Here is a 16,441-nt window from a genome sequence, read left to right on the forward strand (position 1 = left end):
TTTTTATGAGAACATTAAAATTAGGCTCAAAAGGACCTGATGTAATGGAGTTACAGGCAACTCTAAAAAAAATAGGGTATGAGCCTGGTCCAATAGATGGAATATTTGGTGCAAAAACTGAATCCGCAGTTAAAGCCTTTCAAAGTAATTATGGTCTTACTGTAGATGGAATAGTAGGACCAAAAACATATAATGCATTGGAACCCTTTTTATTAGGCTATGACACATATACAATAAGACCTGGAGATACTTTTTATAATATTGCAAAGAGATATTATACTACAGTTAATGCTATAGTCACCGCCAATCCAAACTTAGATCCCTATAACCTCATGGTAGGTCAACAAATTATAGTTCCCTATGGTATCGATGTGGTAGACACTAATATAGATTATACTTATGAAACCATGGAAAGGGACATAAAAGGATTGCAAGCCAGATACCCATTTTTAGAGGTCGATGTGGCAGGGGAAAGTGTATTAGGTAAAAAACTATACTATATTAAACTAGGTAATGGTCCTAACCAAGTATTTTATAATGGTGCCCATCATGCTTTAGAGTGGATTACTTCTCCATTACTTATGAAGTTTATAGAGAATTTTTCTGATGCCTATTCAAAGGGGGAAAGTATAAGGGGTTATAGTACTCCATCTATATGGAATCAAAGCACCATATATATATTGCCAATGGTTAATCCTGATGGAGTAAATTTAGTTTTAAATGGATTAAGTGAAGATAACCCATACTATAATGAACTTCTTAAGTGGAATAATACAGGTGAACCTTTTTCTAAGGTATGGGAAGCTAATATCAAAGGTGTAGATCTTAACCACAATTATGATGCTCTATGGGAGGAATATAGAGAACTTGCAAATGAACTAGGTTATGATGAACCAGGTCCCACTAGATATCCTGGATTATCTCCTGAGTCAGAACCTGAATCAAAAGCGGTAGCTGATTTTACCAGAAATCATAACTTTAGACTGGTTCTAGCATATCATAGTCAAGGTCAAGTTATATATTGGAATTTTCAAGATATGGCTCCCCCTGAGGCTAGACGTATAGGGGAAATCTTTGCTAGAATAAGTGGATATGAACTAGCAGAAACCTATGGAACCGCATCATATTCTGGATATAAAGATTGGTTTATACAGGAATATATTAGACCTGGATATACTATTGAAGTTGGGAAAGGAAAAAATCCTTTACCTATTTCTCAATTTGATATGATATATGAAAATAATGAGGAAATATTATTATTGGCAGCAGTTATTTGAAATAACAGATGAGAATTGAGAGAGGAGAAGGGAAAGATAGAGGATAGGCAAGCAAAGCTTGCCTATCCTTTTAATCTCTCCTCTCCCAATTCTCCACTCCCACTAGACTAAATGTTTCTAACTTTATTTAATAGTATCTTTTGCTCAACGTGGGCTACAAGTCTTCTGGTATAAGCAACTGTATCAGGGTTTATACTCATACTATCGATCCCTTCATTAACAAGGAATTCCGCGAATTCTGGGTATAGTGATGGGCCTTGACCACATATTGAAACTGTTTTTCCATATTTGTGGGCAGCTTTTATTAATGTTTTTATTGCTCTTTTTACTGCTATATTTCTTTCATCAAAATATCCCATATTATTAAGAATACCTGAGTCTCTATCGGAACCTAATATTAACTGAGTCAAATCATTACTTCCTATACTAAACCCATCAACCATTTGAGCAAACTCTTCTGCTGCAAATATTACCGATGGAACCTCAGCCATAATCCAGATTTTAAAACTATTATTTTGAACTAGGCCTTCTGATGCCATTATTTCTTTAACTTTTTTTAGCTCCCAAGTGGTTCTAACAAAGGGTAACATAACCCATACGTTTGTAAGACCATACTCTTCTCTTACCTTCTTTATAGCTCTACATTCTAATCTAAAACCTTCTTCATATTCAGGGGATATATACCTAGATACCCCTCTCCAGCCTATCATTGGGTTGCTTTCTATAGGTTCAACCTCCTCTCCACCTTTTAGCCCTCTAAACTCATTGGTTCTAAAGTCACTAAGTCTAACTACTATTGGCTTAGGATAAATCTCCTGGGCAACCATAGTTATACCCTCTGACATCTTATCGATAAACAAATCTTCATTACCTGTTTTTAATAAATACATTGGATGGGCACCAACTAAGTTAGTAAAGATAAACTCTGTTCTCATAAGTCCTATTCCATCAAAGGGAAGTTTTTTGTACTTTTTAATAATAGATGGTTCTCCTAAGTTCATATATATTTTTGTTCCAGTTATTGGAGCTAATTGATTAATTATGTCTTCAGTTACTACTGCGTTTTCTTTTTCATCTTTCTTTTCTTCTTCCTGTAATACTTTACCGTTAAATACAATCCCCCTAGTTGCATCAACTGTTACTTCTTTTCCCTCTTCTAAAACCTTACTTCCTTTTTTAGCCCCTACTATACAAGGAATTCCTAGCTCTCTAGATACTATAGCAGCATGACAAGTACGTCCTCCATCATCGGTTACAACTGCTGCTGCTTTTCTCATTGCAGGTACCATGTCTGGATTTGTCATAACAGTAACAAGAATATCTCCTTCTTTAACTCTAGATATCTCATCTATATTTTCAATATTTACAACTTTTCCTGTAGCTATCCCCGGTGAGGCTGCAAGACCCTTAACTAAAACCTCTAACTTTGTACTATTGTTGTTTGTCTCCATTTTAGTCTCCTCCTCTTTCAAAGTAGTTATTGGTCTCGACTGCAATATATATATATTGTTCGTATCTTCATCAAATCCCCATTCTATATCTTGGGGTGCATTATATAGTTTTTCTATTGCCAATGCATTTTCAGATAGTTTAATTATTTCATTATCTGTTAAGCACTGTTCTTCCACCTTGGCATATCCTAAATATTCACTTACCTTTATCTCTAAAGTTCCCACCTTATTACTATCTTTGATAATCATTTTTTCTTTTTGAGCAATAGTTCTTTCTATTATCCTCATATCATTTTTCTTTAAGATATATTCATCCGGTGTAACTATACCTGATACTACCGCTTCTCCCAAGCCCCAACTTGCATTTATCATCATTTCATTTCTATCGTTATTAATGGGATTGGCAGTAAATAGAACTCCTGATTTTAAGCTATTAACCATCTTTTGAATCACTGCACTTAAATAAACATCAAAATGATTAAATCCCTTCTTCTCTCTATAATAAATCGCCCTAGAAGTCCAAAGAGATGCCCAACATTTTTTCACATGGTTTAAAACCTCTTCAGCACCATCTATATGAAGATACGTATCCTGCTGTCCAGCAAAGGATGCATCGGGTAAATCTTCAGCCGTTGCGGAACTTCTAACAGCGACACTTGGATTTGTTATGGACATATTAGTGCCAAATTCCATATAGGCTTCTCTTATTTCTTTTTTAAGTTCCTCCTGTATATTAGCATTCATTATTAATTCTCTTATCTGTAAACTCTTTATCTGTAAATCTGAAGAATTTTCAATATCAGTATTTTTAATTACATTTTGTATCTTATCATCTAAATTTGCATAGTCTATAAAATCTCTATAGGCCTCCGATGTAACACAAAATCCCGGCGGTACATCAACCCCATTATTTGTTAGTTCCCCTAAGTTAGCTCCCTTTCCACCTACCAGTGGTATATCATTTTTATTTACCTCTTGGAAATATTTAATGTATTTGTATTTATTCACGTTTATTCCCTCCTGAATCGATATGTTATATACTTTTATTATTTCTTATATATTTATTATAGCATATTAATCTATTTATGCTATACTTTTTTATAATTTTTTTATTAGTATAGCATATAGTGTGTATATTTCATATTATTGATTGGGTTATAAAAAAGGTAATAACTAGATTATAAACTTACTATATTGTATTTTATATAACTTTAACTTTTATTAAGTGATATATAGAAATATATGAATTTAATTTTAATAAAAGATTATACTATAAGTTATAGATAAGTTTAAAGATTAAAGGAGGCTTAATATGGAAAACAGAAAAAAACAAAATTGGGGCAATAGTTTTTTAAGTGTAGTTGAAAGGGCAGGAAATAAGCTTCCCCATCCAGTTACATTATTCTTTATATTTGCCTTATTTGTAGTAATTTTATCTTTCATCTTAAATAAAGCCGGAGTGTCGGCAATACACCCCGGTACAAAAGAAGAAATATCCATAGTAAATCTACTTTCTAAAGATGGTATCAGAAGAATATTCTCAGAAGCAGTTGATAACTTTACAGGGTTTGCTCCATTGGGAACCGTTTTAGTGGCCATGCTTGGAGTAGGTATAGCAGAAAAATCAGGATTTATTGGAGCACTTTTAAAGAAGATAGTTTTAGGTGCCCCAGATAAATTAATTACTGCAGCCGTAGTTTTTACAGGGGTAATGTCAAGTATGGCTGCCGATGCTGGCTATGTAGTTTTAGTACCCTTAGGAGCTATAATATTTTTAGCAAAGGGGAGACACCCTTTAGCAGGTTTGGCAGCAGCATTTGCAGGTGTATCCGGTGGATTTAGCTCTAACTTACTTATAACATTACTTGATCCCCTATTGGGAGGTTTTACAGAACAGTCAGCCCAATTGATAGATCCTAATTATGGAGTACCACCAACGGCTAACTACTTTTTTATGATAGTTTCTACCTTTGTGATTACAATTGCAGGGGTTATAGTAACTGAAAAAATTATTGAACCTAGATTAGGGGAATATAAAGGTGAATATAAACAGAAACTTGAACCTATAAACAATAATGAAAAAAAGGCTCTAACAAAAGCCTTTATTGCATTACTAGTTTTTGTAACAATAATTGTTTTAATGACCGCTCCTTCAAATGGAATACTTAGATCCGACGAAGGTAACATATTACAAGGGATACCTTTTACCCCCTTTGTAGCTTCAATGGTACTTTTAATAGCTATCTTCTTCTTTATTCCTGGAGTTGCATATGGTATAAGTGCAGGAACAATTAAAAATGATAAGGATATAGCAAAATATTTAAATGAATCAATGGCATCAATGGGAGGTTATATAGTATTAGCCTTTGTAGCTGCTCAATTTGTATCCTATTTTAACTGGTCAAATATAGGAGTTATATTGGCAATCAAAGGAGCTGATTTCCTTGAGGCAATTAACTTTACAGGACTACCTTTAATTATTATATTTATAGTTATCTCTTCTATAATAAACATACTTATAGGTAGTGCATCAGCTAAATGGGCAATAATGGCTCCAGTATTTGTTCCTATGCTTATGAACCTTGGTTATAGACCTGAATTTGCACAACTTTCATATCGTATCGGTGATTCAATAACAAATATTATTTCGCCACTAATGCCATACTTTGCAATTATAGTTGCCTTTGGTAGTAAATATGATAAAAACTTAGGAATAGGAACCCTAATATCTACAATGCTCCCATATTCCATAGCTTACTTTATCGCCTTAGTAGGTCTTTTAATAATTTGGTATTTAATTGGAGCTCCCATAGGACCTAATATACCTATATTATTATAGAAATGAATCCAAAGTACAATGGCTATATAGCCATTGTACTTTGGATTCATTTGTAAATTTTCATTTTAAAACTTTCTCAATTGTACCTCCTCCTATGACTTCATCTTTATCATAAAAAACCACCGCTTGTCCCGGGGCTATTGCCCTTTCCTTTTTATCAAATACCACTTTAACTTTTTTATCTTTATATGGATATATTATAGCCGGTAAGAACCAACCCCATTGGCATACTTTTACTTTAACTTTAAGTTTAGTTGTCACTTTATCATAAAGTGTAAAGTTACAATTTATAGCAATAAGTCCCTTTGAATAAGTATCTCTATCATCTCCTAAAACCACTTGATTCCTTTTAGGATTTATACTTATAACAAACTTAGGTTTATCAAACTTGACACCAAGGCCCCTTCGTTGCCCTATTGTATAATTAACTATTCCTTTATGTCGTCCTATAATATTTCCATTTAAATCTACAAAGTCTCCCCCTTTAACTCCATCTGGAGATTGTTTTGATAAATAGGATGTATAATCTTCATTAGGTATAAAACATATACCTAGACTATCCTTTTTCTTAGAAATATTGATATTTATTCCCTTCGCAACTTTTCGTACATCTTCCTTTGATTTAAATTCTCCTAAAGGTAATAATATGTGCTTTAATTGTTCTTGGGTAAGGGAGTGTAAAAGATAAGCTTGATCTTTCTTTTCCGATTCCCCTTTAAAAAGTCTATATTTATTAATATCTCCATCATACAATATTTTAGCATAATGACCAGTGGCTAGATAATAGGCACCAATACTATGGGCATACTCTAAAAACTTTCCATATTTAATTAGCTTATTACATGTCACACATGGATTTGGAGTTTTCCCATCTAAATATTTTTCTACAAATTCCCTTTTCACTGTATCATTAAAACTCGATCTATAATCAACTATATGATGGGAAATACCCAATGCTTTAGCAACTCTTTTGGCATCATCTATAAATGATGGTCTTATAATATTTCCTTTATTATCATATTCATCAAATAGATGTAACGTAGCTCCGATAACATCATACCCTTTGTTTTTAAGAATATAAGCTACTGTAGAACTATCTACACCTCCGCTTAATCCAACTATTACTTTATTTTTATCTAACATAATTTAACCACCACCATTTGTATAAAGATTTAGTGTGTATACTACAAACTATAGAATATTGTAATTACTCCATAGCTTATATTTAAAAGAATTTATAATCATTTAGCCCTTGCTTTTCTCTTTTTTTCTATCATATATAATCCATACATTAGTGTAGCTGCTCCTATAGCCAAAGTAAATGTAATAGGCCATACCATTCTAATGCTAAACTTTTCTATATATCCTCCCATAATCAGAGGTCCTACGGCATATCCTGCTCCTGTGATTATCGGTAATATTGAATTAAACCTACCTCTATGGGACATAGGTGTGTGATTTGCTATATATACCCCTGTATTTGTTACATTTAATATTTCACCTACAGTCCATATTACTGTGGATAGAAAAAATATCCAGTAACTATTTGCATAATATAACATACCAAAACCTATGGCACACATAATACCAGCCAAGGATATGTTTTGAACAGGTTTTAATTTTTTTGTAATAGATGTAATAACTGACGTTAATGCCACAACTACAACAGCATTGGTAGTCATAAGGGTTCCGTACATTTTCGATCCTAAATTGGCACCAAATATCTCTTTTACTTGTAGCGGAATGCTATATCCATGCTGAACAAATACAAAGGAATATATTGTTGCCACCAAAGAAAATGCAATTAATGACGGTCTTTTTATAAGTACTCTAATTATATTTCCCTTCTCTGCCTTTTCATCACTTTCAATTTTAGTACTTTCTATAATATCTTCATGGGAAGGTTTCGTCTCTTTAACAAATTTATAAACTAATATTAAAGATATAAATGTCGTTGTAGCATCACCATAGAAAATTAATGATGTGTAATTTTCATATAAAAAACCCGCTATCAGTGGTCCTATGGCAAAACCTACGTTTATACCTAAATATAATAAAGAAAATGCTTCCTTTCTATTACTTTCATCAGTCAAATCTGCCATCATGGCACTATTAGCCGGTTGAACAGCTCCTCCAAAAAAACTGGCCATTATTAGTAGCCAAGGTATTAACATAGAGTTTCCTAAAAAACCACATGGAACAAAGCATAAAGCTGCAAGACTTTGAAATATTAATATAATTTTCTTTCTACCTATTCTATCAGATAAAAATCCACCTAATAGTGATCCTGGTACTGATACCATTGCTGCCAAAAAGAAATACATACCTGCCTGTTGTTCCTTTATCCCCATTTTATCAGTAAGAAATAAAGTTAAAAAAGGATATACAAAGGCTCCCATACTGTTTATAATTCTTGCTATAAAAAGTATATATACACTTTGTGGCAGTCCCTTGTAATTATTGAATATTCTTTTTATTACCATCTATATCTCCCCCAAATTTATCGTCATTTTCTAAGTGTTGCCTTTAGCCTATTGGTATTTATTAACATATTCAAGCAGTCATTAATTGAATTTACCACGATGTCACTATTTAATAATAATTTCGATGAACAACCTTCTTTTCCTACAATACATATACCTACCCTAGCTTCCTTTATCATTAATACATCATTATTCCCATTACCAATGGCAATAACATTATTGCTGCCTAATCCCTTAATAAAATTCACCTTATCTTGGGTACCATTTTCCTTAGATATAATATGTAAATCCACATCAATCTCTTTTAGATTTTCCCTTGCATTGCCATATGTATCGGCAGTTAGTATATGTATATCAATCTCTTTTTTTAATAACTTAAGTTTTCCTTTTACATTATCACTTATTTTCCCATCAACAGCTATCGTTCCATTATAATCAAATACCAAATGGGAAATATTTAATTCTCCATAGGATGGAATATTTATCTTTATCATTATACCATCTCCCTTCCAAGTATAATTATAGCACTTTTTAGAGTTCTATATAAGTATTAGAATTTATGGAGAAAGTAAGGGACAGTTCATTTATTAATGCACGTATGAAAATTTATCTTTGGGCTAGAACCTTAGGGACAGTTCAGTTATTTATCTAAGTATATAAACTAAATTTTTGGCTATAATTATACTAATAAATTAATAAGGAGGATTTTTATGCCAAGAACAGCACGTAAAAAAAGTTTTGATTCCATCTTTCACATAATGGTTAAAAGTGTAGGTGATACAACTCTATTTAAGAAAGATGAAGATAGAGATATGTATTTAGGTATCATCAAGAAATATCAAAATATATTCGATTTTAAAGTATATGCCTACTGTCTTATGGATAGCCATGGTCATCTAATGATTGATGCCAATGGAGCAGATGTATCAAAATTTATGCAAAGGATAAACCAATCCTATGCTCAACGATATAATAAAAAGTATGAAAGATTTGGACATGTATTTGCCGATAGATTTAGAAGCGAAATAATAGATGATGATAAATATCTTCTCGTTTGCTTCGGCTATATACATAACAATTGTAAAGATATTCCTGGATGGAAAGGTAAAGAAGAAGAATATCCATATTCTAGTTTTAGTATCTATATGGGAATACATGATGACAAGTATAATATCCTAAGTAAACAATTTATGTTAGGTATATTTGATGAAAATAATGCTAAGGGGCTTAAGAAGTGTAGAATTTTTATGGCTGATTATATGAAAAGAGAAGATGATATTAATGTTAAAGAGCATATGTTTTTTAAAGATCAAAAAACAGATTATAGAAGTGAAAGACATATAATTCCTAGAGATTACTCTCCAGAGGATATTTTATCATTTATATCAAAACATACAAAGACTAATAAAAGAATTATTACTGAACCATACAATCGGAGTTCTACTGAAAGTAAGGCTTTATTTATACTGCTTATGACTAGATACTGTGATTTCTCTATAAAAGATGTATGCAACTTTATGGGTCATATAAGTCAATCTAGAGTTTCCAGTCTATGTAGTATGGGATCTCAATTAATAGATACTAATGTTAAATATCAAAACATACTAAAAACTTTTATAAAAAAAGAACGTATTTAGATAATATCGTCTGATTTTAGAACTTCTAATTTGAGCCATTTGTTTTATATGTAACATATTGGACAAGCATCTGACAAATTACCTAATTCAATTTTATTTTAAATAGTTTAACATAAAAATAGTCTATTTTATATCTATAGTATATAAACCAGTGTTAATATTTTAAGTTTGCAACTGAACCGTCCCTTAGTTTCCCTTATCTCTTTTTAAATTTAAATATCAACATTTTATTTTAATGTGAACTGTGCCTGTACTTTTTTCTTAAACCTAGATCTAAATAACAATCTAAGTTTAAATAATATATTCAATCTCCCCTTTTGGAAAAATTGTAGAAATGTTATCTTTGAAAAATTCTTTTATTTCTTCAATAGTGGTTTTCTTATATACATATTTACCATATCCAAACTGTCCATATTTATATTTTCGTTCATCTTCTTCCATCGGTAATGTTGTTTTGGGGAATACTTCTATTATTCTATTTTTAGCTGATGAAGTAAATCTATGGGATATAACTTCAAAGGTTATTTTTTCTTCCTTTTTATTATCCAATCCATTTGCTAATCTTTGAAGCATATCTTTATATTGTTCTTTCCAATCTGCATGGGTTATTACCGGTCCTATTATAAATCCCAGTTTATAGTTAGCATCTAAAATTTTTCTAGCAGCTTTTATTCTATATTCTAGACTAGCTGTATCGTGTTCATATTCATTTATGACGGTATCTGAATTTATACTAAATCTTATTGTTGTATGACCATTATGTTTTAATTTTAACAATCCATCTATATCATCAAATTTAGTCACAAGCCTTAATCTTCCTTTATCATTATCTCCTATAAACTCTATTGTTTTAGCTAAACTTCCTGTATATGGTTCAAATGGTATTGGATCAGAGGTGGCCGCTGATTCAAAGTAAGTTATTTCCGGTTTTCTTTTTTCTATATATTGTTCAGCCTTATCTAGTATTTCACTTACATTTGCATATATAGTAGTATAAGGTTTCTTTCCAAACCTCGTGTTTAAATAACAATACTCACATTTAGCAGAACAGCCAGACATTAAGGGAAGTTGGTAATGGGCTGATGGCTTACAACTTTGAAACTCTTGATTTTTCCTCACTCTAATAACTAATGTCTTTTTTCCTTCAACATATTTTTCAGTGGAAGATTCTCCTGGTATACCAGTAACTCTATTAGATTTAAGTATTTTGGTTTCTATGTCTTTGTCTTGAAATAGTTCGTATAATTTTTCACCTAATGGATATTCTAGAGCTTTCTTTTCAAAAAATACTCTTTTGGGTTTATACATATTTTTCTCCTTTACCTTATATTTAATAATATACTTAAATTTTGTCTTATTATTTTTTATCTTCTCATTAACTATTAGTTCCCAAACTTTATTATTAATATGTTATTTGACCACAAGCTTTATTACAAACTTTATAAGAAAATTTTTGAATATAAAATATAAAATTTGAAATACTATTGATAGAATGAGAATTAAATTTTTAAGGAGTGATTTTATGGATAGATTATCTCTTGTACTAGTAATCATAGGTGCCCTTAATTGGGGATTAGTATCTTTATTCCAGTTTGACCTTGTGGCTTCTTTATTTGGAGGGCAAGACGCAATACTTAGTAGAATAATATATGGTCTTGTGGGCTTAGCTGGATTATATGCCATAACATTATTATTTAGAGAACGTGAAAAAGTAGAGTAAAGTTAAAAACAGCCCTAGGGCTGTTTTTAACTTTACTCTACTTTAATTTTAAATCATATATTTCTGTTCTTCTATGTTTAAATGTAGGTATTTGTTCCCTTGTCTTATCTATTTTATCTAAATCTATTTCTGTTATTATTACTCCTTCATTATCCCCTAATCTCTCAAGTATACTCCCCCAGGAATCAACTATAATACTATTTCCATAGGAAGTATATGATGCTTCTTCGTTCCTAGCTGGAGCCGTACCTAACATATATATTTGATTATCTAAAGCTCTACTTCTAAATAATATCTCCCAATGGGCAGGCCCTGTGGTCATATTAAATGCTGCCGGTACAAATACTCCCCTAACTCCTTCTAATGCCATTATTCTAATAAGTTCTGGAAACCTTATATCGTAGCAAATACATAGTCCAAATTTGCCATATTTAGTATCAAATATAGTAACATCATTTCCCGGAGCTAATGTATCTGACTCTTTAAATGTAACTCCACCTGCTACATCTATGTCAAATAAATGCATTTTTCTATGCCTTCCTATTAGCTCTCCATTATAGTCAAATACAAAGCTTGTATTATAAATCTTTCCCTCTCCATCCTTTTCAGGAATGGAACCACCAACTAAATATATACCATTATCCTTGGCCATATTAGATAAAGCTTTTATGGTCTCACCAGTGGGATACGTTTCTGCAAATTTAGGAAAATAGCTATTATCATAGGGACAGTTAAACATCTCTGGTAAAACTACTATATTAACCCCTTTCTTTACACAGTCTTCTACCATAGCCTGTGCCTTACTAATATTTTTTCCTTTATCCCCAGTTACCGTCATCTGACATAACCCTACCTTAACTTTACTCAAACTAAAACCTCCTCATAAAATCTCAACTCTATTAATATATATACCACTTTCCCCTCAATCTATCCTTATAATATAAGATTCTTTCTATGCCTTAAAATTATATAATGGTTTTATTATATCTATAATTTCAACAGTATCTTCAATATTGCCTATTATCTCATCTATTGGTTTATATGCCATGGGAGCTTCATCTAAAGTAGACTCCTTTACAGATGTGGTATATATACCCTTCATACTATCTGTAAATTCATCGATACTAATGCTATCCTTAGCCTTGCTTCTACTCATTAATCTTCCTGCTCCATGGGGTGCCGAATAGTTCCACTCTGGATTCCCTTTTCCTATTGCTATAATACTACCATCTCTCATATTAATAGGAATCAATACCTTTTCTCCTTTTTTAGCCGATATAGACCCCTTCCTTAATATCCTACTTTCCATGTCAATATAGTTATGAATAGTTTGGAATTTATTTAATGTCCCAAAGTTTAAATCTAAACATTCCTCCACTATCCTTTTTCCCATAACTTCTCTATTTATATTTGAATATTGTTGTATAACCTCCATGTCATGTAAGTAATCTTCCATCAGTCTCCCTTCTAAATAACACAGCACTTTTGGTATTTTACATTGTCTTTTATGCTTTTCTCTTAACTTCGCTAATGCACCTTGTATCTCTTTTCTTCTTCCCTTTTCTTTATACGTTTTAATTAGTAATTTCTTTTCCTCTTCATATTTATTATCTAATCCACCATGATATTGAAAAGCCCTATTTTGATAATATGTTGCAACTTGATGTCCTAAATTTCTACTACCACTATGAATTACTAAGTATTTATTTCCACCACTATCAATATTAATTTCTATAAAATGATTTCCACCCCCTAGACTTCCTAGGGCTCTATTAAATTCCTTTGATGACTTTGGTATCTCCCTAAAACACTTTAACTGCTCTATCTTTTCTCTATAATTTATCTGAGGATGCTGATTAATATTAAAACCACTTGGTATATTTTTTTTTATATAATCATCAATTTTTTGAAAATCTAAATCTATATCTTCTAGCTCTATGGTTATCATTCCACATCCTATATCTACCCCAACCAGATTAGGTACTATTTTATCCTTTATAGTCATTGTAGTACCTATTACACATCCAGCTCCAGCATGGGTATCAGGCATTATTCTTATTTTACTATACTTAGTAAATTCTTGATTACACAATTCTAATATTTGTTTTTCTGCACTCTCTTCTATATTATCTGTATATACTTTTGCTGTATTATATTTCCCCTTTATTTGCTTCATAATATCATCCCCCTTATATTTAATTCCTTTCTTTTTTTATGGGTTTCTAAGTCTGCTAATCTAACAGAAATAGGAAGCTTACTTTCTTGATTAATCAAGTTATATACTATTTCAGTAGAAGTTTCTAAATCAATATAGTTACCACATGATATAAATATAGGTTTTACTCCTTTTCTTGTACGAAGTGCTCTACCATATACCTCTTTATTTATAATAATATCACTATATGAACCTTCATTGTCTGTAGGCATCTGAAAATCTACTCCACCAATTTTCAAATAACTTTTCGCCACCCCTATACTAGGTTTATTAATAAAAAATGATGCATGGGTTGCTATCCCCATGTGATTATAGTGTAAATAACCATTACCATCAAACATAAATATATCTGGCTCTAATTTTAACTTTTCTATAGCCTTAATTACCAAAGGTAACTCCCTAAATGCCAGAAACCCTGATATATATGGTATATCTATTTCTCCATAGCTACTTACCTTCTCAACTACTTTTTTTGTATTATAATCTATAATCACAATACAACATACTCCATATTGCCTATCTTTCATATTCCAATAAGCTAAATCTACTCCTGCTATTGTCTTTAAATTTGTTTTATCAAATGAATTCTTTAATTGAACCTTTTTTACTAAACTATTTTGTATATTAATGAATTCTGATTCTGAACTAACATTAAAACTATGAATTTTATTTATTTTCAAATTTAGTTTTCCCCCAGTTAATTATCTATGCTTTAATATATACTTAAATAACAGTAGCATATATAAACTTACACTTTATAATTTATTAATATAATTACTTAAATTTAATGTACTAACTTTTTATCGAATCTTATAACCAAATTTTATCATTTTATCTATAGTAAGGTAATGTCATTTTCCATGCTAATCTAAACTTTACTATCAAAATAACAGCAGTTTTATCTCTCCTTCTCCCAACTTGAAAAGCAGTATCTTTATCTTCTGATAAATGAACATACTGCCTATCTTGAGGTAATAATCTATTATTTTTAATTGACCTAATAAATCGCTTTGCAGTCCCATGATATAAATACTTAGGGGACTCAACTATTTGTTTTTGGATTTTTTTAGATATTAAATGACCCTATAAGGCTCTAATCCTATTATCTTCAATCTCATGACGTTTCTTATCGAATGCCTCTATCATTTTTATCAAGTTTTAATCCATATTTATCTGGACCATGCCTTAAAGCATAAGATATTTCTTTACTTAGCTCTAGATATTTCATTTTATCCTCTCCCTTTTACATTAAATATTAGTAAACAAATTTATTTTTAGTTCATTCCCCTAATTCATTATACTTTCATTAATTTAATGCCTACCTTCAATGATATTTTTTAAGCTAGATTGAATAATTAGTTTAATACCTAACTTCACTATTATCATCGACATTAATTAGATCAGTATATATACCTTATTTTTCTATAAAATGTTATAGATTCTATAAAAAATAACTATTATTATATAACAAAAGTCTATATCTATAACTTGTCCACTAAAAACTTTGATTTTTTTATATGCTGATATGTCCTTTGTTTCTGTATATGGTATATCCTATGGTATTGTTATACTGTCCCCTTTGACATACTGGAATAAAGTCTTATTCTATCTTTTAGTATATAACACACTTTTTTAATGTTTCTTCTTATCTATTTGATCCTGGAATTTCTATTATCATATCAATATCTAGCTCTTCTTTTAACATATTTTTAGCTACTTCTTGTCTTCCCTTTGTCACAGTCTTTAGTTTTATTTATCATCAATAACATCCACTATGAACGATAAATAATTTAAGGCACCTAAAGAATAACTAGTTATTCTTTAGGTGCCTTAAATTAACCTCTTCATTTTCTTAATGTTTTTCCCTATCTACTTTTCTCTTTAATTTCAATACTTCTTTTCTATTTAGTCCTGTAATATTCATTATTATTTCAATGTCTAATCCTTCTTTTATCATTTTCATAGCTACTTGTCTTTTTTCTTCATACCTTCCTTTTGACATCCCTTCTTTTAACCCTTGTTCTATTCCTTGTTCTATTCCTTGTCTCTTAATATTATCTAATGTCTTTTCTAAATTATGAACCATTATATCTACCTCCCTTTGATTTGATTCATCCAGTACTTTATCCACATCACTTTCATTACTTTTATCTAGCCTAGGCTTAATTATCTTTTTTAACCATTGCTTAAATACATCAAATTGCTCCGGACTTACTCTTTTTAATATATATTTTATTTTTGTTAACCTTCTTATTAACTCTTTTTGGTCTATTTCTTGGTCCAATAAAAATATTGATGACACTAAATTTGAAAGATTATATAACTCTTCTTCTTCATATCTATTTACATCAAATAGTATATAACTAAAATCTAGTATATTATCTTCAAATAACTCATATCCATTTAATATTTCCTTAAAACTTCTACAAGCTGTCCAGTTATTTTTTCCGTTGTATAAAACTATCGGTATAATAGCTGGTAATCTAAAGTCTTTTCTTCTTTTTTCTTGTTTTGTAGTATTTTTTAATATTTCTCTCCATATTTCTGCCATATAAAATAATAGTCTCATTGGCATCTGAAAGTCAACTTTAGATTGAAATTCTAATAATACATAGCATATTATTTCTTTTCCATCTATATTTACTTTTACAAAAATACCTATCTGTTTCTTTCCTTTTGTTAGCCAATCGCATACTTCTTCTCTACCTTTTTTAGTGAATACTTTTCTTGCACCCTTTGGTACAAACTCAAAGACACCAGAAAGCCCTACTGTAAATAATCCATCTGTTAAGGCTTCTTTTACACTTATCCCTTCACCT

The 16,441-nt window shown here is 30.8% G+C and carries 14 protein-coding genes; 4 read left to right on the plus strand and 10 right to left on the minus strand.

Features of this window, described 5'->3' with window-relative positions; genetic code table 11:
- Positions 1–5 precede the first annotated feature (5 nt).
- Entirely contained in the window at positions 6–1,277 is a 1,272-nt protein-coding gene (locus V6137_RS09530; protein ID WP_425447690.1) for a M14 family metallopeptidase, read from the plus strand.
- 107 nt (positions 1,278–1,384) lie between these two features.
- Here V6137_RS09530 and ppsA read toward each other — a convergent pair whose 3' ends face one another.
- Positions 1,385–3,736, minus strand: a complete 2,352-nt coding sequence (gene ppsA, locus V6137_RS09535) for a phosphoenolpyruvate synthase (RefSeq protein ID WP_425447691.1) — start codon at positions 3,734–3,736, stop codon at positions 1,385–1,387.
- Between the two features lie 304 nt (positions 3,737–4,040).
- Between ppsA and V6137_RS09540 the strand changes: the two genes are divergently transcribed.
- Entirely contained in the window at positions 4,041–5,567 is a 1,527-nt protein-coding gene (locus V6137_RS09540; protein WP_425447692.1) for an AbgT family transporter, read from the plus strand.
- A 60-nt stretch (positions 5,568–5,627) separates the two neighbouring features.
- Here the strand turns inward: V6137_RS09540 and mnmA are convergent, their stop codons facing one another.
- The 3 genes from mnmA to V6137_RS09555 all read right to left on the minus strand — a co-directional run bounded on the left by mnmA (position 5,628) and on the right by V6137_RS09555 (position 8,544).
- On the minus strand, positions 5,628–6,710 hold the full coding sequence (gene mnmA, locus V6137_RS09545; protein ID WP_425447693.1) for a tRNA 2-thiouridine(34) synthase MnmA: 1,083 nt from the start codon (positions 6,708–6,710) through the stop codon (positions 5,628–5,630).
- A 98-nt stretch (positions 6,711–6,808) separates the two neighbouring features.
- Entirely contained in the window at positions 6,809–8,050 is a 1,242-nt protein-coding gene (locus tag V6137_RS09550; RefSeq protein ID WP_425447694.1) for an MDR family MFS transporter, read from the minus strand.
- A 23-nt stretch (positions 8,051–8,073) separates the two neighbouring features.
- Positions 8,074–8,544 (minus strand): HAD family hydrolase, encoded by a 471-nt coding sequence (locus tag V6137_RS09555; RefSeq protein ID WP_425447695.1) that lies wholly within the window; start codon positions 8,542–8,544, stop codon positions 8,074–8,076.
- A gap of 216 nt (positions 8,545–8,760) precedes the next feature.
- On the opposite strand from V6137_RS09555, the gene V6137_RS09560 reads away from it, so the two are divergent.
- Positions 8,761–9,687: a transposase gene (locus V6137_RS09560; protein ID WP_425447696.1), complete on the plus strand. Its 927-nt coding sequence runs from the start codon at positions 8,761–8,763 to the stop codon at positions 9,685–9,687.
- 291 nt (positions 9,688–9,978) lie between these two features.
- Here V6137_RS09560 and splB read toward each other — a convergent pair whose 3' ends face one another.
- On the minus strand, positions 9,979–10,995 hold the full coding sequence (gene splB / locus V6137_RS09565) for a spore photoproduct lyase (RefSeq protein WP_425447697.1): 1,017 nt from the start codon (positions 10,993–10,995) through the stop codon (positions 9,979–9,981).
- Positions 10,996–11,209: 214 nt separating this feature from the next.
- Between splB and V6137_RS09570 the strand changes: the two genes are divergently transcribed.
- On the plus strand, positions 11,210–11,407 hold the full coding sequence (locus V6137_RS09570) for a DUF378 domain-containing protein (protein WP_425447698.1): 198 nt from the start codon (positions 11,210–11,212) through the stop codon (positions 11,405–11,407).
- Between the two features lie 37 nt (positions 11,408–11,444).
- Here V6137_RS09570 and V6137_RS09575 read toward each other — a convergent pair whose 3' ends face one another.
- The 5 genes from V6137_RS09575 to V6137_RS09595 all read right to left on the minus strand — a co-directional run.
- Positions 11,445–12,275, minus strand: coding sequence for a carbon-nitrogen hydrolase family protein (locus tag V6137_RS09575; protein WP_425447699.1), 831 nt, complete (start codon positions 12,273–12,275; stop codon positions 11,445–11,447).
- Between the two features lie 84 nt (positions 12,276–12,359).
- Positions 12,360–13,583, minus strand: coding sequence for an RtcB family protein (locus V6137_RS09580; protein WP_425447700.1), 1,224 nt, complete (start codon positions 13,581–13,583; stop codon positions 12,360–12,362).
- The gene (locus V6137_RS09585) at positions 13,580–14,302 is read right to left on the minus strand and encodes an endonuclease V (RefSeq protein WP_425447701.1); all 723 of its coding nucleotides are present in this window, start codon (positions 14,300–14,302) and stop codon (positions 13,580–13,582) included. The genes V6137_RS09580 and V6137_RS09585 overlap by 4 nt, the downstream gene beginning before the upstream one ends.
- Positions 14,303–14,453: 151 nt before the next feature.
- Positions 14,454–14,696 carry an RNA 2'-phosphotransferase gene (locus tag V6137_RS09590; protein ID WP_425447704.1) on the minus strand — a complete coding sequence of 81 codons (243 nt, stop codon included), beginning with the start codon at positions 14,694–14,696 and terminating at the stop codon, positions 14,454–14,456.
- A 778-nt stretch (positions 14,697–15,474) separates the two neighbouring features.
- Positions 15,475–16,441: Rpn family recombination-promoting nuclease/putative transposase (locus V6137_RS09595; RefSeq protein ID WP_425447702.1), on the minus strand; the 967-nt coding region annotated here is incomplete at its 5' end.

This window comes from Dethiothermospora halolimnae, assembly GCF_037577855.1.
Classification (GTDB): domain Bacteria; phylum Bacillota; class Clostridia; order Tissierellales; family VENL01; genus Dethiothermospora; species Dethiothermospora halolimnae.